The sequence below is a fragment of the Pontibacillus sp. HMF3514 genome (assembly GCF_009858175.1).
Classification (GTDB): Bacteria; Bacillota; Bacilli; order Bacillales; family BH030062; genus Pontibacillus.
In genome coordinates, this window is sequence record NZ_CP047393.1 from 2,940,581 (window position 1) to 2,962,779 (window position 22,199).

Sequence of the window (22,199 nt, forward strand, 5' to 3'; positions counted from 1 at the left end):
CCATGGATCAACTCCATGGCTTTTGTGTGACTTAATATTGAATATACCCCATATCCCCTTCATGCCGAACCTGGTTCTTCCCTGCCTCTTTCGCTTCATAAAGTGCTTGGTCTGCACGGATAAAATAATCTTTTAAATTGTCTTGATTACCTTGCCAATAAGAAATACCACAAGAAATCGTTACAGTTGGATTCGTAGAAGATTCTATTGTTGTTCTTAAACGTTCAGCTTGTGCAAAGGCTTGTTCTAAAGAGTGCCTAGGTAAATATATGGCTAATTCTTCGCCTCCCCAACGAGCAACTACTCCTGCAGAACCAATTGCTTCATTCAGCAAGTCACCCACTTGAACGATAACTTGGTCTCCCACTTGATGACCATACCGATCATTGATTTGCTTAAAGTTATCTATATCAACAATCACAAATGCCCCATAATATCCTTGACTAATGTAATCACTAATCGTTTCATCCAAATACTTTCTAGAATAAAGTTTCGTTAAGTAATCCGTACGAACCAGCTGTTCCAATTCCTCTCTTAACATTGAGTTAGCAAATGCTAGTGTTGAGTGATGAACAAGCGATTGTAACAACTTAAATGTTTCAAAGGAAAAGAAATAAGGTGAAGGGTGAAGGACGATTACGACACCTTTTACTGTCCCTCTTTGAATCATCGGGATAGCCATAACAGATTGATATTCACATTTCATATTTGGGTTTTTAACAGAAAAATCTCCAATAAATAAAGCATCTTGATGATTACTCAACCTATCATTTATATGATGTATTAATTGTTCCGCTTCCCTTGAATGGAAATAGTCAGTACTTTCATCTAATATTTGATAGGAAGTAACTTCTTCATCTTTGAAAAGGAGAAATCCAACTTCTTTTGCATCGAAAGAGTGTTTAATCTGACCTGCCATATAGGTTATCGTTTCAGATAAACGTAAATTCGAATTAAGCTTATGTGAAGTTTCATTAATTAACTGAAGATCTGAGATCAGACGTTTCGATTGTTGGTACAATCTCGCATTTTCCAAAGCATTCCCGGCAGTATTGGCTAATAATGTTATAAATTCTATATCATCGTCAGGAAATAGCATGGAATTTGGAGCGATAACTTGTAAGACCCCATAAACTCCTTGCTTCCCTTTTAAAGGTGCATATAGACAGGATTTTCTCTGGTCCATTCGATCCTCAAATTGAATTTGCCCAGTTAAATAAGCCTGTGCACTAGCTTTACTCGTAATATCTTGATCGTACATTAACTCTTTTATTGGCAAATCACGTTTGGTGGAATAATCATGAGATAATAACAGGTGATATTCAAATTTCGGGTACACCTCCCGAAGTGTATCTATGATTTCAGCAAGAACATCATCCATATTCATGGAAGAATGAAACTTTGAGGTTACTCGAAATAATAATTCATACTTTTTCTCTTCATCGAGCGTTTTATAATAGCTTTCCATTTTCATCAGAACTTTTAACACTTCAAACCCTATAGCCTGAAGGTCAAAACAGAATTCTCTTGAAAAAGTAATATCAGAAAAAGCAATAAACAGAAAACCAAAGACGCGATTTTCTATCTTTAAAGGGATAACAAAATTAGAATGGTCATTATTGTCATTCCATAATCGAGAACCATTTAGTATTTCTGTATCCCAAAGTCTATTCTCCTCTTTAAATTCCGCCCATTCAGAGAAAGTAAACGGGGATAGCTTTATGCGATGTGAAGGCGTTGCATTTGACTTTAAATGAAACTTGTCTTCCCATTCATCATAAATGTAAATTCCAATTTCAGAAGGACAAAGGGATTTTTTCATTTCTACTGTCATTTCATCAAGAAATTGTTCAAAAGATCGATTTGATTTAGATGTGAATAGATCATAAAATCGAACTTTTAGATCGCTATATATTTGAGATTGAAAATTATTCGTAATCATCCATACATCACCTTATCTCCCATGGAGTTTTACACTATAAAAAGGTTTCTCATTATTATATCGGTAATAGTCTTAAATCCCTAATCATTTTGACTTATTTTTTTTAAAAAGTCTAATCTCAGGGTAAACTTTTCCCCTATATTGGTATTTGAAACTTGATAAATATGCTGAAACAACACATTTAATAAGCCTTTTGCACTAAAAGCTTCTATATAATTATCTTGAAATTGATATAATGCACATTATACCATGATATGAGATACTTTGATTATAATAATCATATTAATCCTTTCATGATAGACCTTCTATAGAGACTCCTCCCCCCTATTTCATATAATTCATTTTAAAGTTTCCTTGACTTATTCATATAAAAAACTTATAATAGCCTTTGTGTAAAATAAAAGGCAGCTTAGGTGAACCACCGTTGCACTAGTTTGTTCCTCATTTAGAGGTGTATTGCGTAACCCTCTGCTGCTGGGGCGAAGATACATGAAAAACAAAATGGTCTGCGAGATCGGTACACTCTGTTTTTATTTTATGCAAATAAAATAGATAAAGGAGAGATGACCAATGGCACGTTTCACAGGTTCCACTTGGAAAAAATCTCGTCGTCTCGGTATTTCCTTAACAGGTACTGGGAAAGAATTAGAAAAACGCCCTTACGCTCCAGGACAACACGGTCCTAACCAGCGTAAAAAACTTTCTGAATATGGCATGCAGCTTCAAGAGAAGCAAAAGCTTCGTTTCATGTTCGGAATTAACGAACGTCAATTCCGCAGCATGTTCGACCAAGCAGGTAAAATGAAAGGTGTTCACGGTGAGAACTTCTTAACACTTCTAGAATCTCGCCTAGACAACATCGTTTACCGCATGGGTCTTGCACGCACTCGTCGTCAAGCTCGCCAGCTTGTTAACCATGGTCACATCGTTGTAGATGGTGGTCGTGTAGACATCCCATCTTACCACGTGAAGCCTGGTCAAACGATCGGTGTTCGTGAAAAATCAGCTAACCTTGACATCATCAAGGACGCTGTAGAAGTGAACAACTTCGTACCTGAATACCTTTCTTTTGACGAAGAAAAATTTGAAGGTTCTTACGTTCGTTACCCTGAACGTTCTGAAATGCCTTCTGAAATTAACGAAGCGCTTATCGTTGAGTACTACTCTCGTTAATATGCTTCTGAAAAACCTGGTCTGTTTACAGATCAGGTTTTTTATTGTTTTATTACTACATTTCTCTCTCCTGTAACACGGTTTCCCTTAAACATGATATACTAACAGAACATACGTTTGAAAAAAAGATTGGTGATAACATGGAGCAACACATACATATCTCTGTACGCTCTCTTGTCGAGTATGTTTATCGAAGTGGCTCAATTGATACTGGTTTAAAGACAGCAACCTCTATGCATGAGGGGACTCTTCTTCATCAAGAAATCCAAAATGAATATAAAGAAGATGACCAAAAAGAAGTCTATCTCAAAACAAACATAGACTTTGATGGGATTACTTACACAGTAGATGGTCGATGTGATGGGATTTTAATAGATGGTCAAGCTACTATAATTGATGAAATAAAGTCCACTTCCCTCAATATAAGTGATATTGACCATAATCAATCCCCAGTTCATTGGGCGCAAGTAAAATTTTATGCTTTTATGTATTTACTTGATCATGATCAACAGGATATCACTATACAGCTTACATACATTCAGAAACAAACCAAAGAAAAGAAGCGATTTAAAGAAATCGTTTCATTAAGTGAACTTCGCCCTTATGTTGAATGGGTCATCCACGAGTATTCACCCTACGCCAAGTTAATGTTAGAACATAAAAAGAAACGAAACGAGAGCATTCAAGAACTCCCTTTCCCATTTCCTGAATTTCGTAGGGGACAGCGAAAACTTGCGGGAGCTGTTTATAAAACCATTCAAGACAAAACAAACCTATTTGCCAATGCACCAACTGGAACTGGCAAAACAATCTCTACTCTATTTCCATCTGTTAAAGCTATAGGTGAAGGATACTTAGAGCAAATCTACTATTTAACTGCCAAAACAACCACAAAACAAACTGCAGAAGAAACATTCTCTTTGATGGATCATCAAGGTCTATCCATGCACACCGTTTCTATAACTGCAAAAGATAAAATTTGCTTTAAAGAAGAAACCATTTGCCAAAAAGATTATTGCGAATTTGCTAATGGATATTATGACCGAATTAACGGTGCTATACTTGACCTTTTCCAACATGAAACCAACATGAGTCGTGAAGTGATTGAATCCTATGCTAGAAAGCATCAAGTTTGCCCTTTTGAATTTTCCCTAGATGCCTCCTATCAAGCTGATGCTATTATTTGTGATTACAATTATATTTTTGACCCTCGTGTTTCTTTAAAAAGAATGTGGAACGAGTCGAAAGCTAAAACAGCTTTATTAATAGATGAGGCTCATAATCTTGTAGACCGATCTCGTTCTATGTTTTCTTCTGAGCTTTTAAAGTCCGAATTTCTCGACCTAAAGCGTACTTATAAAAATCAAAATGAAGACCTTTTTGAGTCCGCTAAAGCTATTAATGACCGGATGCTTCAGATGAAAAAAGAAATGATGGAAAATGAAACAGAGAAGAAAAGTGACCATAAGCCCTCTTCATTAATTGAATTGGTTGAGCAGTTTAATGAAAGTGCAGAAAAAGAATTAGTTCAATCTGGGCAATCAGTTGAGCAGGATAAGCTCTTAGAGGCTTATTTTAATACGTTAAGTTTTATACGAATTGCAAAACTATATGATTCATCATTTATTACGTACTTACAACGATATAAAAGTGAGGTACGTGTAAAACTATTCTGTGTTGATCCTTCAGGTTTACTTCAAAAGATGAGCAAGGGATATAGAGCACAAACCTATTTTTCAGCAACGCTTATGCCAATGCCCTATTTTCAAAACATGCTAGGTTGGAAGGAAGATAATTATAGGTTAAGCATACCTTCTCCCTTCCCTGTGGAAAACTCTGAAGTCTACGTGAAACCAACCTCCACACGTTACCGAGACCGTGAACAATCTATAGAACCTATCATTCGAACCATGGCAGAATTTACTAATAAAGCCGGTAACTTTCTCGTATTCTTCCCTTCATATCAATACATGAATGAGGTTTATGAGGCTTTTACAATGGCGTATGATCATATTGAAACGATACTCCAAGAAACCCAAATGGGGGATTTAGAACGCGAGGAGTTTTTAGCGCATTTTCAAGAAGGGCGAGATCAACCTTTAGTCGGCTTTGCGGTTCTAGGTGGAGTGTTTTCAGAAGGTGTGGACCTAAAGGGAGACCGTTTAAACGGCGTTCTCATAATAGGTACAGGTATGCCAAAATTAAACTATGAGCGAGATATCATTAAAGATTACTTCGAGGAGAACTCGGGGCAAGGGTTTGACTACGCTTATGTCTATCCTGGGATGAATAAAGTACTTCAAGCTGGTGGTCGATTAATACGGACAGAAACAGATAAAGGTTTTATCGTGCTGATTGATGACCGTTTTTTACAACCGAAGTACCGAACCCTGTTACCTCCTGAATGGAGAAATTTTATGGTATTACCAAGGTAATAAATATTCTCATACTAAAACACATGACTCACCAAGGCATTTTGAGTAATGCTCTTATTCTGTTAAAGCCCCTTATGTGGAAGACTTGGAATCGAGATAATGTGCGTATGGTTCCGTTGCTTTTGTGCAGATCGGCGGGCTGTGGAACGGGTTGCTTTCCCCGGAAGACCGATCGATCTTCCTCGTCACTTCGTTCCTGCGGGATCTCGCTCGCCCTTTCTACCGGAGGAGTCAACCCGTTCCACAGCCCGCCTTAGCAGAATGGAGATTAACGGAACCGCCTTAGTTCAGGGATGAGTTGTTCTGATTCCAGGTAGTATTACCCTATCATGACAAGGCTCTGAACAACTTCTCTGAATATGATTTCCAACCAACATGAGGTGGGAAAGCCAAATTATGGTCCGTTAGTTTCCATAATCGCGTGGAGGGAAGGAAACGGCAAACTGTCGTGGTAGCAAAGGCAAGACGAGACCCCGCAGGAACGAGGAGGCTCGGCTTGTCTTCCACAACAGGCTTGCCGTTTCACTGACCGCAATAAATTACTCAACAGCAACGGACTCCTCTCAGTTTCAAGTCTTCAACAATCCTGCCATTTAACTGAATAAATCCCCCTACACAAAATGTGACATAAGCAAAAAAAGCCTTGAGTGAATCAATCATTCACTCAAGGCTTTTTCGCTCATCTTATTCATAACGAATTAAGAAATACTTCTTTTTCCCTCGACGGATAATGGTAAATTTGCCATCAATTCGATCTTCAGCATCTACAGTGTACTTAAGATCCTGTTGACGTTCACCATTAATATAGATCGCACCGTTTTGGATATCCTCACGAGCTTGTCGTTTTGAAGAAGAAATTTTAGCTTCTACTAGAAGATCAATTAGACCTTTTTCATCTTCGGAAAGTGAGTGAGTTGGAACATCTTTAAAGCCTTGCTCAATCTCATCTCCAGTTAGTCCTTTAAGGTCTCCACTAAACAATGCTTCTGTAATTTTTTGAGCTTGTTTTAATGCAGCTTCATCATGAACCATTGTCGTTACTTCTTCAGCTAAACGACGTTGAGCTACACGCTTTTCTGGTTGATTTTCAACTTCTTTCTTAAGCTCATCAATCTCTTCTAGACTTAAGAATGTAAAGTAATGTAAGAAGTTAATAACATCACGGTCATCCGTGTTAATCCAGAATTGGTAAAATTCATAAGGAGTTGTTTTCTCAGGATCTAACCAAATTGCTCCTCCAGCTGTTTTTCCGAATTTGCTACCATCCGCTTTTGTAATTAAAGGTACCGTTAGACCGAACGCTTTTGCTTCTTCTCCTTCTTCTGAGGAGCGGCGAATCAATTCTAGACCTGCAGTAATATTTCCCCACTGGTCACTTCCGCCAATCTGTAATGTGCAATTTTCTTTACGAAATAGGTTTAGGAAGTCGTAAGATTGTAAAATCATATAACTAAATTCAGTAAAAGATATACCGTGTTGAATACGGGATTCAACCGAATCTTTTGCTAACATGTAGTTAACTCCGAAGTGCTTACCAACATCACGTAAAAACTCAATCATCGTCATGTCTGAAAGCCAGTCTAAGTTATTTCGAACAACCGCAGCATTTCCACCTTTTTCAAAATCAAGAACTTTCGCAAGTTGGCCAGCTATTTTCTCACTATAGTTGCGCACAGTGTCTTCATCATTAAGTTGACGCTCACTTGAACGCCCGCTTGGGTCACCAATTAAACCTGTGCCACCACCAACAAGAGCGAGTGGACGGTGCCCTGCTTCTTGGAAACGTTTTAAAATCAAGATGGCTACTAAATTTCCGATGTGTAAACTATCTGCCGTTGGATCAAATCCACAGTATAATGTGACTTGATTGTTAGCTAACTGTTCTTTCAAACCATCTTCATCAGTCGTTTGGTTTAATAAACCACGAGCTTTTAAATCTTGTAAAATATCCATGATTACACTCCTTGTTTACATAGGTACATGTTTTGATTTTTCAATAAAAATACTTAAAACGTGTTTACAGTATTTACATCTTCCCTTATAACACGAATAAGGAATATTATGGTGGAAATAACGTTTCCTGGTAGGTTTAGAGCATATAAAAAACCCCGTCCTATATAAAAGGGACGAGGTTTGATCGCGGTACCACCCTTGTTGTAACAAGCTTACTTGTTACCACTCGGAAAAATAACGGTTTTTAACCGTCTTCTGATTTCGCAGAAGATACTCCAGGACGTAATTCACAATTTGTTCTGTACTGACTTTCACCAACCGCCAGCTCTCTAAAATCAGATAACAAATCATTACTGCAACCCTTCAACGTTCAATATTTAAATACTGTGAGATATTTATATCACATATTAAAGTGAAAAGCAATAATCGAAATGCGGAGATTCTGCCAAAGTTTGTGAGAAGTAATTGATACAAAAGCAAGATATAAAAGTATGAAAGAATACTATATTTAATCTATTATTCTTCATGAAAAAGGAAAGTAGAATCATGTCTCCTTATGGGGGATTATGGTATAATGGCAAGTGTTATTATTAGGGGGTAATAGTATGAGTAATAACCAGTCAAATGGTTCGAATAGATCACGTTTTAAAGCATGGTGGGAAACTGGGAAAATCCAAAAGGCATCCCGAATTACCTATGATGTAATTTGGAACATCATCTTGTTCTTCATCATTGTTGGCGTGATTGGGATCTTCTTTGCGGGAGGACTAGGTGCAGGATATTTCGCATCACTTGTAAAAGACGAGCCTGTCCGTGCGGAAGAAGATATGAAGAAAGATATTTATAACTATGAAGAAAACACAGAACTCTATTTTGCTCAAGAAGATTACTTAGGTAAAATACGCTCTGATTTGTATCGTGAAGAAATAAAACTAGACCAAGTTTCAGAGCATTTAAAGAATGCCGTCATAGCTACAGAGGACGCATACTTTGAAGAGCACAATGGTATTGTGCCTAAAGCAATCATGCGTGCAATCTTTCAAGAAATCACAAATGCTAGCGTCAAAACTGGTGGTAGTACCTTAACGCAACAGTTAATTAAGAACCAAATTCTAACGAATGAAGTTTCCTTTGAACGTAAAGCAAAGGAAATGTTGTTAGCTATGCGTTTAGAGAAATTTTTTGAAAAAGATGAAATTCTTGAAGCTTACCTGAATGTAGTACCATTCGGACGAGATGCTTCAGGTCGAAACATTGCAGGCGTTGAAACAGCAGCTCAAGGTATTTTTGGTAAAAGTGCAGATGAACTAAATATTGCACAAGCTGCTTATATGGCAGGAATGCCACAAAGTCCATTCCTATATACACCATTTAAAAATAATGGTGAAGTCAAAAGTGTTGAAGGTATCACACCAGGAATGGATCGAATGAGAACCGTTCTATCCCGAATGAAAGAAGCTGAGATGATTACATCAGAAGAGTACGAACAAGCGATCAATTACAACATCGCTGCTGACCTTGCTGAACCTCAGCCTTCACCAATTCAAGAGTATCCTTGGTTAACCATTGAAATTGAAAAGAGGGCTAAAAAGATTTTAGCCGATAAATTAGCTGAACAAGATGGCTATACGGAAGAAGATTTAAAAGCTAATGAATCCTTACGTGAACAGTACAATATCCTAGCAGAACGTAGCTTGCGTCAAGAAGGCTATAAAATTCATACAACGGTAGATAAAGATATCTATGACAAGATGCAACAGATCGCAAAAGAGTATAAGCAATATGGGCCTGATAAACCTCAAAAGGTTACGGACCCTGAAACCGGAGAACAAAAAACAATCATGGAACCAGTTCAAGTCGGTGGAATGCTAATTGAAAATAGCACAGGTAAAATTGTCGGCTTTATTGGTGGTCGAGATTATGAAAAAGAAAACTTGAACCACGCAACAAATGCATTACGTCCGAACGGAAGTACAATGAAGCCACTTCTCGTTTATGCACCAGCCATTGAACTAGGTGCAGCCCAGCCAGGCTCTGTTGTAGCAGATATTGAAAAAGAATTTGATGCAGGTACTGATACTTGGACACCTGGAAACTATACAGGTCGTTTTCACGGCTTAACTTCTGTACGTTATGCCTTGGCAAAATCATTTAACGTTCCTGCAGCTAGAACTTATGCTGATATTATTGATCAAAACCCAGGCTCGTACTTAGAAAAAATGGGTTTCACATCATTAATTGAAGAAGATAAGCACATTCTGTCTGCATCTCTTGGTGCTACTAGAAACGGTGTAAGTATCGAAGAAAACACAAATGCTTATGCTACATTTGGTAACATGGGTAAATTCGTTGACGCTTATATGATCGAACGAATTGAATCCCCAGACGGTGACGTTCTATATGAGCATGAAAGCCAAACTCAAGATGTATTTAGTCCTCAAACATCTTATTTAACAATTGATATGATGCGTGACGTTTTAGAGTACGGCACAGCAACTTACGCTAAATATCAATTGAACAATAAGAATGTGGACTGGGCTGGAAAGACAGGTACATCTCAGGATTGGCATGATACTTGGTTCGTCGCTACAAATCCTAATGTTACAATGGGTTTGTGGATGGGATATGACACACCTAAACCAATTAACAAATGTTATGAATGTAACCTTGGTTACAGTAACCGAAACGTAAATCTTTGGGCTCAAATTGTTAATGCAGCAACAGAAATCCGACCAGAACTAATGGCACCAGAAAAAGATTTCAAACGTCCTGGTGGTATTGTGAGCAGCTCTTACTGTGCTTCTTCTGGTAAATTGCCTACAGAACTTTGTCAGCAGCTTGGATTAGTCAAGAGTGATATCTATTACGCCAAGCATGCACCGACTAAAAAAGATGATAGTTTAATACAGTCACAATACGTTACAATTGGTGAAACAACTTATGTCGCTGGAGCATCTACACCAACTGAATTTACAAATGAAGGAATCTTTTTTAACCCAGAGTGGCTTAAAGAGAAAGGCTATGACAAATTAGAAGACTACAGTAAGCTTGTACCAAACAACGAGCGTTGGGCAGACATTCGCGTTCCATCTACTGAAGAAGTACCAAATGATGGTCAGGCACCTGAAGCACCTGCACAGGTTTCAGCAAGTGACGGAGTATTAAATTGGTCACCTTCAGAAAGCTCAGATGTCGTGGGTTATCGCGTATATCGTGCTAGTGCTCCTGGAGGGGTTTATCAACTAGCAGGAAGCTCTGGAGGCACAAGCATTGGTATTTCTGGTAGAGGTGTATATATCGTACGTGCGGTAGACTACTTTGGAATGGAATCAGGATCTTCTCCATCTGTTGTGTACGGTGACTTTACTCCAGATGAACCAGAAAATGACGATAATGGTGATCAAAACGATTCTAATTCAGGGTCTGATTCAAACGATGATAATTCATCTGGTAATAGTGATGACGACTCTGGTTCAGATGATAATTCCAACAATGACTCCAATGACGGATCAAATGATGATTCTAATAACGATGATAGTTCAAACGATCAAACTAACGATAGCGGAGAAACAAACGACGAAGGATCTGATAGCGGTTCTGACAGTGGAGGTCAAGACTCTGGAGGTTCAACAGACAGCGGATCAGATTCCTCTGGCTCAGATAATACCGACGAATAGCTTTTACTACACTTCATAAGAGGAATGATGTACTCATCATTCCTCTTTTTTATACGTTAAGAGATTGTTAAGCTATACATATAGAATTGGCAGTCGCTACGTTTTCTTTATGCTTTATCCATTAAATTTCACAAGATTTCATGTATAATAGGAAGAAAATCATGGTTGCTTGTAAGGTGGTGTATAAATGATTCATCATAAAACGTATTACTCCAAAGAAATTGAAACAGAAAAAGGAATCATTACAATTGAGGGACCTCTTTCATCTACTGATTTAGCAAACTACCATTTTCATGAGGGACTGCGTGCATTCCGACCAGCTCCCAAGCAGTTTGAAGCAGTTCAAAAGATTGCAGATTTTGATGAGGGACGAATTATTATAGCTCGAACGGAAGACACCATTATCGGGTACGTTACTTTCCTCTACCCTGACCCACTTGAGCGCTGGTCAAAGTTTCAAATGGAGGACCTCATCGAATTAGGTGCCATTGAAGTCATCTCAGAATTCCGAGGATATAAAATCGGCTCATGGCTATTAAAAGTATCTATGATGGATGATGAAATGGAAAACTTTATTATCATTTCTACAGAATACTATTGGCATTGGGATCTATCAGGCACGGGATTGAACATATGGAACTATCGTAAAGTTATGGAGAAGATGATGGGAGCCGGTGGCCTATCGCCCCAACCTACTGATGATCCAGAGATCGTTTCCCACCCAGCCAATTGCTTAATGGTGAAAGTTGGGGAACGTGTTCCGCAAGAATCGATTGACCGATTTGAAGATCTACGCTTTTTAGCTAGAAGAAAAAGTCGTACAGAGAGAGGCGGAGTGTAACATGCTAGTTGAAGATATCATGAAAACCGAGGTTATAAAGCTTGAACCTCACGAAACAATTGAAACCGCTTTAAGACTACTTAACCAATATCATATTCGTCATATACCGATTGTTGATGATCAAAATCAGGTGATTGGAATTGTGTCAGATCGTGATGTACGTGATGCTAGCCCATCTATCTTTTATCAAGACGAAGATCGTAGTGAGCTTCAAAATACGTTAGAGACGATCATGACAACACCTGTTATAACCGTACACCCACTTGATTTTGTAGAGGAAACAGCATCTATCTTTTATGAACAAGAAATTGCTTGTGTCCCTGTAACAAAAGCAAATAAATTAGTCGGTATCGTAACAGAAAAAGATATGCTTTATACCATGATTCAACTTACAGGCGTTCATGTACAAAGCTCCCAAATTGAAATTAAAGTGTATGATAAACCCGGTATTTTACCTGAGGTAACAGCTGTTTTAGGAAGGCGAAAAGTTAATATCACTTCGGTCTTGGTCTATCCATACCAGAAGGATGACAAGTATAAAATCATCGTATTCCGTGTTCAGACAATGAATCCGAATCCAATCATAGAAGATTTAAGAGCAGAAGGGTATGAAGTACTATGGCCAAACTTGCCAGGGATCGAGACGTAAATTGCCATTCAGCTTTTGTGTATTCAGATGAAATAACGAAATATCGCTTCCGGGATGATCACCCTTTTAATCAGATGAGGGTCATTTTAACCTATGAACTTTTGAAAGATAGTAAGGCTCTTGATGAGGAAAACATCATTCCACCTCGATTAGCGTCTGATGAAGAACTTAACCTTGCTCACGATAAAGCTTACATAAATGCAGTTAAAAAAGCGAGTGTTGGAGAGTTATCTGAAGATGATGGATTAGAATATGGCATTGGTACAGAAGATACGCCTATATTTGAAAACATGCATGAAGCAGCCTCTTTGCTTGTTGGAGGAACATTAACTGCAGTTGAGTCTGTTATGCACGGACACGCTAAGCATGCTTTAAATCTGGGAGGCGGCCTTCATCACGGCTTTCAGCGTAAAGCTTCAGGCTTTTGTATTTATAACGATGGCGCTGTAGCTATCCAATATTTACGAAAGCATTACGATGTAAAGGTTCTTTATATCGATACAGACGCTCACCATGGTGACGGTGTGCAATGGGCATTTTACGATGACCCTAATGTTTGTACCTTATCCATTCATGAAACAGGTAGATATCTTTTCCCTGGTACCGGAAACGTTAATGAACGAGGTATAAAAGAAGGATATGGGTACAGCTTCAATGTACCTATCGATGCCTTTACAGAGGATGAATCTTTTCAACAAGTTTATGAGAGCGCTTTCCGAGAAGTTGTTGAATATTTTCAACCCGACGTGATTGTCTCTCAAAATGGAGCTGATGCGCACGTATATGATCCACTAACCCACTTATGCACCACCATGAGCACATTTGAGTTGATCCCCCAACTTGCTCATGAGCTTGCCCATCAATACTGTGATGGGAAGTGGATTGCATTAGGTGGTGGAGGTTATGATATTTGGCGAGTCGTACCAAGAGCTTGGGCTCAAATTTGGAAGGTTATGAGTACATCTACTCCATTCCATGGTGAGTTGCCAGAACAATGGTTATCAAAATGGAATGAGAAGTCACCTGTCCAACTTCCGACTCACTGGAATGATCCATCTGGGATGTACAAACCTATCCCTCGCAAACCTGAAATAACCGAGAAGAATGAAAAAGCATTAGAAAAAGCCCTACAGTTCATTCGACTTAAATATAACTCGGGACAAAGCCTATAAGAAAAGCGAGCTCATGACTCTGAGCTCGCTTTTTTTTGAGTGGTTTGATTTGAATTGTCTTGATAAGTAGGGTCTAGTATTACGATTTCTACTCTACGGTTCTTATTCCAGTTCTCTGGACTGTCATTAGGCGCAATAGGACGTGTAGCACCATACCCTACCGCCGTAAATCGTGAACCTTTTAGTTGTTCAGCGTCTGTTAGATACCGAATAACACTACTTGCACGAGCAGCCGAGAGCTCCCAGTTAGATGGATAACGAAAAGTTGAGATAGGGCGATTATCCGTATGTCCTTCTACCTTCACATAGTTCGGTATCTTATCTAACAATTGACCAACCTTATCCAAGAATGGTCGGCCTGCTTGAATAATTTCAGCATTACCTGTTTCAAATAGGACTTGCTCTTGAAGGGTCAAGACAACCCCTCGATCTGTTCGATCAGCAGTAATATCTTTACTCATGTCGTTGGTATCTAAGAAGCTTTTTACATCTTTAACCAACTCATCTAAGGAATCTTCCTTTTGGTCGCTTCCTTTTTCATCCTGATTCACACTATTTTTAGATGGTGAATCATACTCACTAACATCTTTTTGCTCTTGCTCACTACTACGGCGTTGAGATGGGTTTTCGAACTCCATCATAGATGGATAAAAATCGAAAATCGCTCTACTACGAAACGATTCAGCAACAGCTTCAAACTTTTGTAAATCAATTTGTGACATGGAGAACAATAAAATAAAGAATACAAGAATTAATGTCATCATATCCGAAAAGGTCACCATCCATTTCGGTGCCCCTTTATCTTGTTGTTTCTTTTTACGTCTAGGCTTCATTAGCCGCTTCCCCCATGAAATCCTCTTCTTCATCTTCTTGTTGAAGCTTATCATCTTCAGAAAGGAAAGCACTTAGCTTTTCTTCTAAGATTTTAGGATTCTGTCCGGACTGAACTCCAATGACACCTTCAATAATCACTTGTTTCATAAACATCTCTTGTTCTGTTTTGTTCTCTGACTTCCCTGCAATTGGTTGAAAAACAAGGTTAGCAAGAATAGTTCCATACAAGGTTGTTAATAGCGCGACAGCCATATTTGGTCCTAAAGTTGAAGGGTCAGTTAAATTGTCTAGCATCAATACTAGTCCAATCAAAGTACCAATCATTCCCCAGGCAGGTGCGTATTCCGCTGCCTTTTCAAAGATAGCCCGTCCCCTTGTATGACGCTCTTCAATAGCAGAGATTTCAGCATTCATAATGTCATTAATTACTTCTGGTTCAATGCCATCAACTGCTAAGAGAATGCCTTTCTTAATGAAAGGATCCTCTACTTCCTCTAAGTCCGTTTCAAGAGCTAATAATCCTTCTCGTCTCGCACGTTCTGATAAGCGTACGAATAACTGGATCAGCTCACGAAGGTTTTGTTCATCATGGTTAAATGCCTCTTTCAAAACCTTCCATGTAATCTTCATTTCTTTTAGATTAAAGTTAACTAAAAGAGCTGCGGATAAGCCTCCAAGCACGATAATAATAGATGTAACTTGAACGAAGGATAAAACACCAGCAAATCCACCATTCGAATAAATGCCCACCATTATCATGGTGACACCCAAAAATATGCCGATTGGGGTTAATAAGTCGTTTCGTTTCATAGTCTCTCTCCCTAATCTAACCCTTATGAACTACTTCTCTATATCGACATATTTATTATTTTGTTGAGTTTCTTTCAATATTTCTATGCGGAAGAATGACATTTTGCTCAGCTACTTCCTCGTTGTTCATATATTTCGTAAGGAGACGCATGGATACGGCTCCAATATCATACATAGGCTGAACTACTGTAGATAACGTTGGGCGAACCATGGTGGCAAGACGTGTATTGTCAAAGCCAAAGACTTCTATATCTTCCGGTACTTTCATACCACGGTCTTGAGCTCCATGAATGACACCAAGAGCCATTTCGTCTGAAGCTACAAAAATGCCTGTTGGCTTCTTTTCAATAGCTATTAATTGATCTAAAGCTTCAATTCCACTGTCGTACGTATAGTCACCACGAACGATATACTTATCAGTGTATGACTTTCCTTTTTCTTTTAAAGCACGTACATAACCATTGTACTTTTGTTCATTAATATTCGTTTCAATTGGACCAGAAACAAAGGCAACATCGTCATTCCCTTTTTCAAACAATGTCATTGTTGCTTCGTAAGCCGCTTCTTCATAATTAATATTTACAGAAGGCACAGAGTTCGTTTCATCTTCTGTAGCTGCTAATACAACAGGTACAGAAGCATTGTTAAACTCACGAATGTGATCTTCAGTAATCTTTCCACCCATAAATACAAGTCCATCTACCTGTTTTCCTAACATGGAGTTGATTAAATGAATTTCTTTTTCTTTATTTTGGTCAGAGTTACTTAAGATTATGTTGTAATTATACATTGTCGCAATATCTTCAATACCTCGTGCTAGTTCGGCAAAAAAGATACTTGAGATATCTGGAATAATAACTCCCACAGTTGTTGTTTTCTTGCTTGCTAAACCTCTTGCAACAGCATTTGGACGATAGCCAAGTCGCTCAATTGCGTCTAATACCTTCTTACGTGTAGCTGGCTTAACATTCGGATTTCCATTCACTACTCTTGAAACTGTAGCCATGGAAACATTCGCTTCACGGGCTACATCATATATTGTTACGTTCATTTCGTTACCTCCTCAAAATATTCGTCTCTATACGAGATTTTCCCCTATTTTGTCTTTAAATAATCATACGATACTATGCATGGTTCTGCAATTCTCGACATTCTTGAATACATAATGGATTTCTAATTTCTTTTTTTACAAAAAGAATACGCCAACCCTACGTTGGCGCATGTACAAGTTTATTTCACAAATTTACAAAAGACAAGCTAAAATTACCTTAACTCTTGCATAAAGTTTTTGAACATCTCTATATCCATTTGTTGAGCAGAATCTGATAGGGCAACAGCTGGATCAGGATGTACCTCAGCCATAATGCCATCCGCTCCAATTGCCATTGCAGCTTTAGCTGTTGGTAAAAGTAAATCTCTACGGCCAGTTGAATGTGTGACATCGACCATAACAGGTAAATGTGTCTCTTGTTTTAAGATTGGAACTGCAGAAATATCAAGTGTATTTCTTGTCGCCTTTTCATACGTTCGAATTCCGCGTTCACATAAAATGATGTCGCCGTTTCCTTTAGAAATGATATATTCAGCTGCATTAATAAATTCAGATATTGTTGCAGCTAGTCCACGCTTAAGCAAGACAGGCTTATTAACAGATCCTGCAGCTTTTAGCAGTTCAAAGTTCTGCATGTTACGTGCTCCAATTTGAATAACATCTACGTATTCAACAGCTGTTTCAATATCAGCCGGGTTTACAATTTCACTAACCACGGCAAGGTCATACTCATCTGCAACGCGTCTTAAGATTTTTAACCCTTCTAGACCGAGCCCCTGAAAATCGTAAGGAGATGTTCTTGGCTTAAAAGCTCCACCTCTTAATAAGGTTAAGCCTTGATCTTTTACTTCCTTAGCTACTCTTGCTACCTGATCATAGCTTTCCACTGAACATGGCCCCATAATAAAATGAGGATTCCCATCTCCAATGGTTTCTCCTTTTATTTCGATGATCGTATCCTCAGGCTTCTTTTTACGAGATACGAGCAAGGCTTTTCGATGGTCATCTTCCATCAATTCGAGACCCGCTTTAAAAATTTCCTTAAATATATGCTCCACAGTACTATGTTCAAATGGTCCAGTATTTTTCTCTTTAATGGAATCTAGCATGTTTCTCTCTCTTACAGGATCATACCTGTTCATACCTTGCCTCTGCTTAATTTGGCCAATTTGTTGAACGACCTTGGCCCGTTTATTAATTAAATCTAATAAATCTTCGTTAACCTCATCTAATTCTCTTCTCAGCTTGTCTAGTTCTTCATTACTCACGTTTTTGAGCCTCCATTATAGTTTATAGAAAACAGAAAATATGATAAATTCGTAATGATTAACATAATTTTCGTGTACTTGGCACTTCTCAACGAAGGGATCGAATCGAAGTGAATGAAAGAATATTTGCACTGGATATTGGTACAAGATCTGTTGTCGGCATTATCTTAGAAAAAAAAGCGACTTCATATCAAGTAATAGATATTATATCAAAAGAACATGATGAACGGTCAATGGTAGACGGTCAAATTCACGATGTTTTATCTGTTTCTAAGGTCATTTCTTCAGTAAAAGAATCTCTGGAAGAAAAGCATGGTCCGTTACATAAAGTATGTGTTGCTGCGGCGGGACGAGCTTTGAAAACAAAACGAACGAGAGTCGAAGTAAATATTGAGAGTCAGCCACTCATGAACCAAGATGATGTTACACATTTAGAACTAAGCGCTGTTCAACAGGCACAATATGATTTGGCCAAACAGGAAGAAGATACACAAAGTACTCATTATTATTGTGTCGGTTACTCAGTTATTCACTATCACCTAGATGGAGAAGAAATAGGGTCACTTATTGACCAGCAAGGGAAAATAGCTTCTGCTGAGATTATTGCTACGTTTTTACCTAAGGTAGTCGTAGAATCCCTAATTTCAGCTCTCCAGCGTTCCGGACTTGAAATGGAAGCTTTAACACTTGAACCTATTGCAGCCATTGATGTGCTAATTCCTGCATCCATGAGAAGACTTAATGTGGCTCTTGTAGACATTGGTGCCGGAACTAGCGACATTGCTATCACAGAGTTAGGAACGGTTACCGCCTATGGAATGGTTCCGAATGCAGGTGATGAAATAACGGAAGCCATTAGTGACCAATATTTACTTGACTTTCCACTTGCCGAAAAAGCTAAGCGCGATCTCTCTACCCAAGATGCCATTACAGTTACAGATATACTTGGTTTTGAAACAGATGTGCCTTATGAAGAAGCAGTCCGTTCTATTCAAGAATCTATCAAAAATCTAAGTAATGCCATTCATGAAGAGATACTTAGTCTGAATAACAAACCACCTAAAGCAGTCATGCTCGTTGGAGGTGGAAGCTTAACCCCAGAACTGCCTAAACAATTAGCTGAGAGTCTGGGATTACCAGAAAACCGTGTAGCGATCCGTGGCATCGATGCTATTCAATCGCTTGAAAAGACAGACAACTTACCAGAAGGCCCTGCTTTTGTGACACCTATTGGTATCGCCATCGCTGCCAAGCAAAATCCAGTTCACTATATAAGTGTTCAGGTCAATGATCGTGCGGTTCGTTTATTTGATATGAAAACTCTCACAGTGGGGGATTGTCTTTTAGCAGCAGGAATTGAAATGAAGAAGCTCTACGGAAAACCTGGCATGGCCTACATGATTAAACTGAACGGAAAAGAAATTACACTTCCTGGTAATTACGGAACAACCCCAACCATTGAATTGAATGGGGAACCATGTTCTTTAAACGAAACCATACAAAATGGTGATGTGATGAATGTGAGTAAAGGAAAAGATGGTGAGCCGCCTAACTTTACGTTAGAAGAGCTTATTGGGGATATACCTTCTTTTTCTGTTTTATGGAATGAAGAACGCTATGACCTACAACCTAAGCTTCTAGTTAATGGGGATGAAGTTCCTGCAGATTATAAGATCAAAGATAATGACCAAATCGAATTTCAATCGATTAAAACGATCAATGATTTCTTTGAATCAATTGACGAAAAAGGAGTAATCGATCAGTTTGCACCTTTTTCTATTTATGTGAATAATCGTAAGCAAAAAATTAAAGAGCAAAAGGTTTCGCTTTTGAAAAACAATGCTAAAGCTAATCTTCGTGACCCAATACATCATGGAGATCAAATCATCACAGAAAACCATACTCCATTACCATTATATAAATTAATGGATCAGTTCGATCTTTCGTTCTACTACACAATAACGGTGATGTTTAATAATGAATATATCACCCTTTCTAAACAACAAATCAAAGTGTTTCGAGATGGGGAGTCGCTAACAGAAGATGATCTCGTTTATCCAGATAATCAACTTCTTACAGAGGAAGTTAGTGTGGAACCATTTATCTTCCAGGATGTTTTCCGATTTGTAGATATTGATATTCAGGCTACGCAAGGAAGACGTTTTCGAATAACAAAAAATGGTGAGGAAACGACCTTCTTTGAGCAGATTTCACCTGGTGATGAACTAGAGTTACAGTGGGAAACATCAAATCAATATTAAGTGTGTGTCCACCCTCCAATTAGTATAGAAATTGGAGGGTTTTTGTAGGTTTTATTCAACAATTTGGCAGGATTGTTGAAGACTTGAAACTGAGAGGAGTCCGTTGCTGTAGGGTAATTTGTTGCGGTCAGTGAAACGGCAAGCCTGTTGTGGAAGACAAGCCGAGCCTCCTCGTTCCTGCGGGGTCTCGTCTTGCCTTTGCTACCACGACAGTTTGCCGTTTCCTTCCCTCCACGCGATTATGGAAACTAACGGACCATAATTTGGATATCCCACGTCATGTTGGTTGGAAAACATATTCAGAGAAGTAGTTCAGAGCCTTGTCATGATAGGGTAATACTACCTGGAATCAGAACAACTCATCCCTGAACTAAGGCGGTTCCGTTAATCTCCATTCTGCTAAGGCGGGCTGTGGAACGGGTTGACTCCTCCGGTAGAAAGGGCGAGCGAGATCCCGCAGGAACGAAGTGACGAGGAAGCTCGATCGGTCTTCCGGGGAAAGCAACCCGTTCCACAGCCCGCCGATCTGCACAAAAGCAACGGAACCATACGCACATTATCTCGATTCCAAGTCTTCCAGATAAGGGGGCTATCCTTGAATACACTCATGAAACACAAAAAGTCCAGGGGTGGTATCCCTGGACTTTTTGTGTTTTTCTTATGATTGATCATCAGCACGTTCTAGACTATCTGGAGTGATGTTCCAATGTGAGGTGTGCCACACAACTTCACGATCTTTGAATTGTAGAATTTGAGGGCTTTCATGCTTCACATCATGGCTATTAGCAATCTGTTGTGAAAGATCTCGAGCTTCTTGTATATGCAAAATATATGTTGGAGTTTGAGTCGTTTCAGCGAATCTTTCGTAAGCCTGTTTAGCAGTTGAACTTATGGGGCAGGTTAAGCTATGTTTCAATAAGAATAACTGATCATTTGTTTCCAAAGCTTGCTCAAAATCCTTTTGACTTTGCAACTGTTGAATGTTCATATGTATTCCTCCTATAATAAATGAAAAAACGATGGCAGACAAAAACCTGACTGACAAAGATTTTATTGTACATAATTAATGTTTTTAAGTTTTAAACTACAAAAAGGTTGTTGGGTTAGTTATAGCATACCCAACAACCTTTTTTCTATCTTACTGCTTATAAATTAGAACTAGTAGATGGTTCTTGTTGTCTTTCAAGCTCTTCAGCTGCTTCTTCAATTGCTTCCGCAACTTCTTCAGCTGCCTCTTCTGCTTCATCCTTACTTCTGAACTCACCCACTTTATCTTTTACACGCTCTTGAATGTCTTGAGACTTTTCAGAAAGGTTTTGAGAAAGCTGAGCAGAAGATTCACGTGCACGGTCTTTCCATTCGCCGCTCTTTTCATAAGCAACATCTTTCCATTCTCCAGCACGTTCACGCATGTAGCTTGCACCTTGGTTTAAGTCTTCGCGTACTTCACGACCAGACTTTGGAGCAAATAGCAGAGCAGCGCATGCGCCTACTAAACCACCAATTAGTGAACCGATTAAGAAATCCTTACTATTCATATCATTTTGGTTTTGACCTTGATTCTGGTTCTGATTCTGATCTTGATTACTCATAAGACGAACTCCTCCTCTAAATTTTTAATTATTGATTGCTTTTGGGTTTCTGTGTTTGCCATTTCTTATACAAATCAATCCCAACTTGACCCCACTTCATAGCTTGAGCAGCATTGTCCGTGTTGCTTTGGGCTGATTGTTTCAGATTACTAGATATAGAATGAAGTGATTCGTTGAAGTCTTGAACAGAATCTCCAATACCTTTAACACCATCTACTAGCGTATTAAGCTTTTGAGATTTGTCTCCTAAATCATCAGCTAGGTGATTGGTTTTGCTTAATAATGCAGTGGTTTCAACAGAGATCCCTTCCATTTGCTTCTCTAAACCACCTAATGTTGTTGCTACATTATCCAACGTGTGTTGAGCGGCTTTTAACGTTTTCGATAAATAGACCACTAGAACAGCGAAGGCCAGGGCAAAGATTAATGCAGCAATATATAATATTATGATCATTTCCCCCTGCTCAACTCCTTTATGTATTATGTTTTATAATATCATATACCCGTTTTGGAAAGCCGTAAACCTAATTTTAGTAAAATA

The 22,199-nt window shown here is 38.7% G+C and carries 16 protein-coding genes and 1 other annotated feature; of the genes, 7 read left to right on the top strand and 9 right to left on the bottom strand.

Going from position 1 to position 22,199, the window contains the following annotated elements:
* Window positions 1-31 precede the first annotated feature (31 nt).
* On the bottom strand, window positions 32-1,942 hold the full coding sequence (locus tag GS400_RS15145) for a sensor domain-containing diguanylate cyclase (protein WP_160103159.1): 1,911 nt from the start codon (window positions 1,940-1,942) through the stop codon (window positions 32-34).
* A gap of 570 nt (window positions 1,943-2,512) precedes the next feature.
* On the opposite strand from GS400_RS15145, the gene rpsD reads away from it, so the two are divergent.
* Both rpsD and GS400_RS15155 read left to right on the top strand, forming a co-directional pair.
* The gene (gene rpsD, locus GS400_RS15150; RefSeq protein WP_160103161.1) at window positions 2,513-3,115 is read left to right on the top strand and encodes a 30S ribosomal protein S4; all 603 of its coding nucleotides are present in this window, start codon (window positions 2,513-2,515) and stop codon (window positions 3,113-3,115) included.
* 140 nt (window positions 3,116-3,255) lie between these two features.
* Entirely contained in the window at window positions 3,256-5,550 is a 2,295-nt protein-coding gene (locus GS400_RS15155) for an ATP-dependent DNA helicase (protein ID WP_160103163.1), read from the top strand.
* 684 nt (window positions 5,551-6,234) lie between these two features.
* Here the strand turns inward: GS400_RS15155 and tyrS are convergent.
* Entirely contained in the window at window positions 6,235-7,503 is a 1,269-nt protein-coding gene (tyrS, locus tag GS400_RS15160) for a tyrosine--tRNA ligase (RefSeq protein ID WP_160103165.1), read from the bottom strand.
* A 166-nt stretch (window positions 7,504-7,669) separates the two neighbouring features.
* Window positions 7,670-7,879, bottom strand: a binding site (T-box leader).
* A gap of 229 nt (window positions 7,880-8,108) precedes the next feature.
* Here tyrS and GS400_RS15165 point away from each other — a divergent pair.
* From GS400_RS15165 to GS400_RS15180, 4 genes are all read left to right on the top strand, one after another.
* The gene (locus GS400_RS15165; RefSeq protein WP_160103167.1) at window positions 8,109-11,180 is read left to right on the top strand and encodes a transglycosylase domain-containing protein; all 3,072 of its coding nucleotides are present in this window, start codon (window positions 8,109-8,111) and stop codon (window positions 11,178-11,180) included.
* A gap of 187 nt (window positions 11,181-11,367) precedes the next feature.
* The gene (locus GS400_RS15170) at window positions 11,368-12,021 is read left to right on the top strand and encodes a GNAT family N-acetyltransferase (RefSeq protein ID WP_160103169.1); all 654 of its coding nucleotides are present in this window, start codon (window positions 11,368-11,370) and stop codon (window positions 12,019-12,021) included.
* A 1-nt stretch (window position 12,022) separates the two neighbouring features.
* Window positions 12,023-12,670, top strand: a complete 648-nt coding sequence (locus tag GS400_RS15175) for an acetoin utilization AcuB family protein (RefSeq protein WP_160103171.1) — start codon at window positions 12,023-12,025, stop codon at window positions 12,668-12,670.
* Window positions 12,640-13,842: an acetoin utilization protein AcuC gene (locus GS400_RS15180; RefSeq protein WP_160103173.1), complete on the top strand. Its 1,203-nt coding sequence runs from the start codon at window positions 12,640-12,642 to the stop codon at window positions 13,840-13,842. Before GS400_RS15175 ends, GS400_RS15180 begins: the two co-directional genes overlap by 31 nt.
* 11 nt (window positions 13,843-13,853) lie before the next feature.
* Here the strand turns inward: GS400_RS15180 and motS are convergent, their stop codons facing one another.
* The 4 genes from motS to GS400_RS15200 form a co-directional block, all read right to left on the bottom strand.
* Entirely contained in the window at window positions 13,854-14,675 is an 822-nt protein-coding gene (motS, locus tag GS400_RS15185) for a flagellar motor protein MotS (RefSeq protein WP_160103175.1), read from the bottom strand.
* Window positions 14,665-15,486, bottom strand: coding sequence for a flagellar motor protein MotP (motP, locus tag GS400_RS15190; RefSeq protein WP_160103177.1), 822 nt, complete (start codon window positions 15,484-15,486; stop codon window positions 14,665-14,667). The genes motS and motP overlap by 11 nt, the downstream gene beginning before the upstream one ends.
* Before the next feature lie 55 nt (window positions 15,487-15,541).
* On the bottom strand, window positions 15,542-16,537 hold the full coding sequence (ccpA, locus tag GS400_RS15195; protein WP_160103179.1) for a catabolite control protein A: 996 nt from the start codon (window positions 16,535-16,537) through the stop codon (window positions 15,542-15,544).
* Window positions 16,538-16,749: 212 nt separating this feature from the next.
* Window positions 16,750-17,805 carry a bifunctional 3-deoxy-7-phosphoheptulonate synthase/chorismate mutase gene (locus GS400_RS15200; RefSeq protein WP_160103181.1) on the bottom strand — a complete coding sequence of 352 codons (1,056 nt, stop codon included), beginning with the start codon at window positions 17,803-17,805 and terminating at the stop codon, window positions 16,750-16,752.
* Between the two features lie 110 nt (window positions 17,806-17,915).
* Between GS400_RS15200 and pilM the strand changes: the two genes are divergently transcribed.
* Window positions 17,916-20,066, top strand: coding sequence for a cell division protein FtsA (gene pilM / locus GS400_RS15205; protein ID WP_201450111.1), 2,151 nt, complete (start codon window positions 17,916-17,918; stop codon window positions 20,064-20,066).
* A 658-nt stretch (window positions 20,067-20,724) separates the two neighbouring features.
* On the opposite strand, the gene ytxJ is transcribed toward pilM, so the two are convergent.
* The 3 genes from ytxJ to GS400_RS15220 form a co-directional block, all read right to left on the bottom strand.
* Entirely contained in the window at window positions 20,725-21,054 is a 330-nt protein-coding gene (gene ytxJ / locus GS400_RS15210; RefSeq protein ID WP_160103183.1) for a bacillithiol system redox-active protein YtxJ, read from the bottom strand.
* Window positions 21,055-21,211: 157 nt separating this feature from the next.
* Window positions 21,212-21,658: a YtxH domain-containing protein gene (locus tag GS400_RS15215; RefSeq protein WP_160103185.1), complete on the bottom strand. Its 447-nt coding sequence runs from the start codon at window positions 21,656-21,658 to the stop codon at window positions 21,212-21,214.
* A gap of 28 nt (window positions 21,659-21,686) precedes the next feature.
* Window positions 21,687-22,112 carry a DUF948 domain-containing protein gene (locus GS400_RS15220; RefSeq protein WP_160103187.1) on the bottom strand — a complete coding sequence of 142 codons (426 nt, stop codon included), beginning with the start codon at window positions 22,110-22,112 and terminating at the stop codon, window positions 21,687-21,689.
* Window positions 22,113-22,199: the final 87 nt, after the last annotated feature.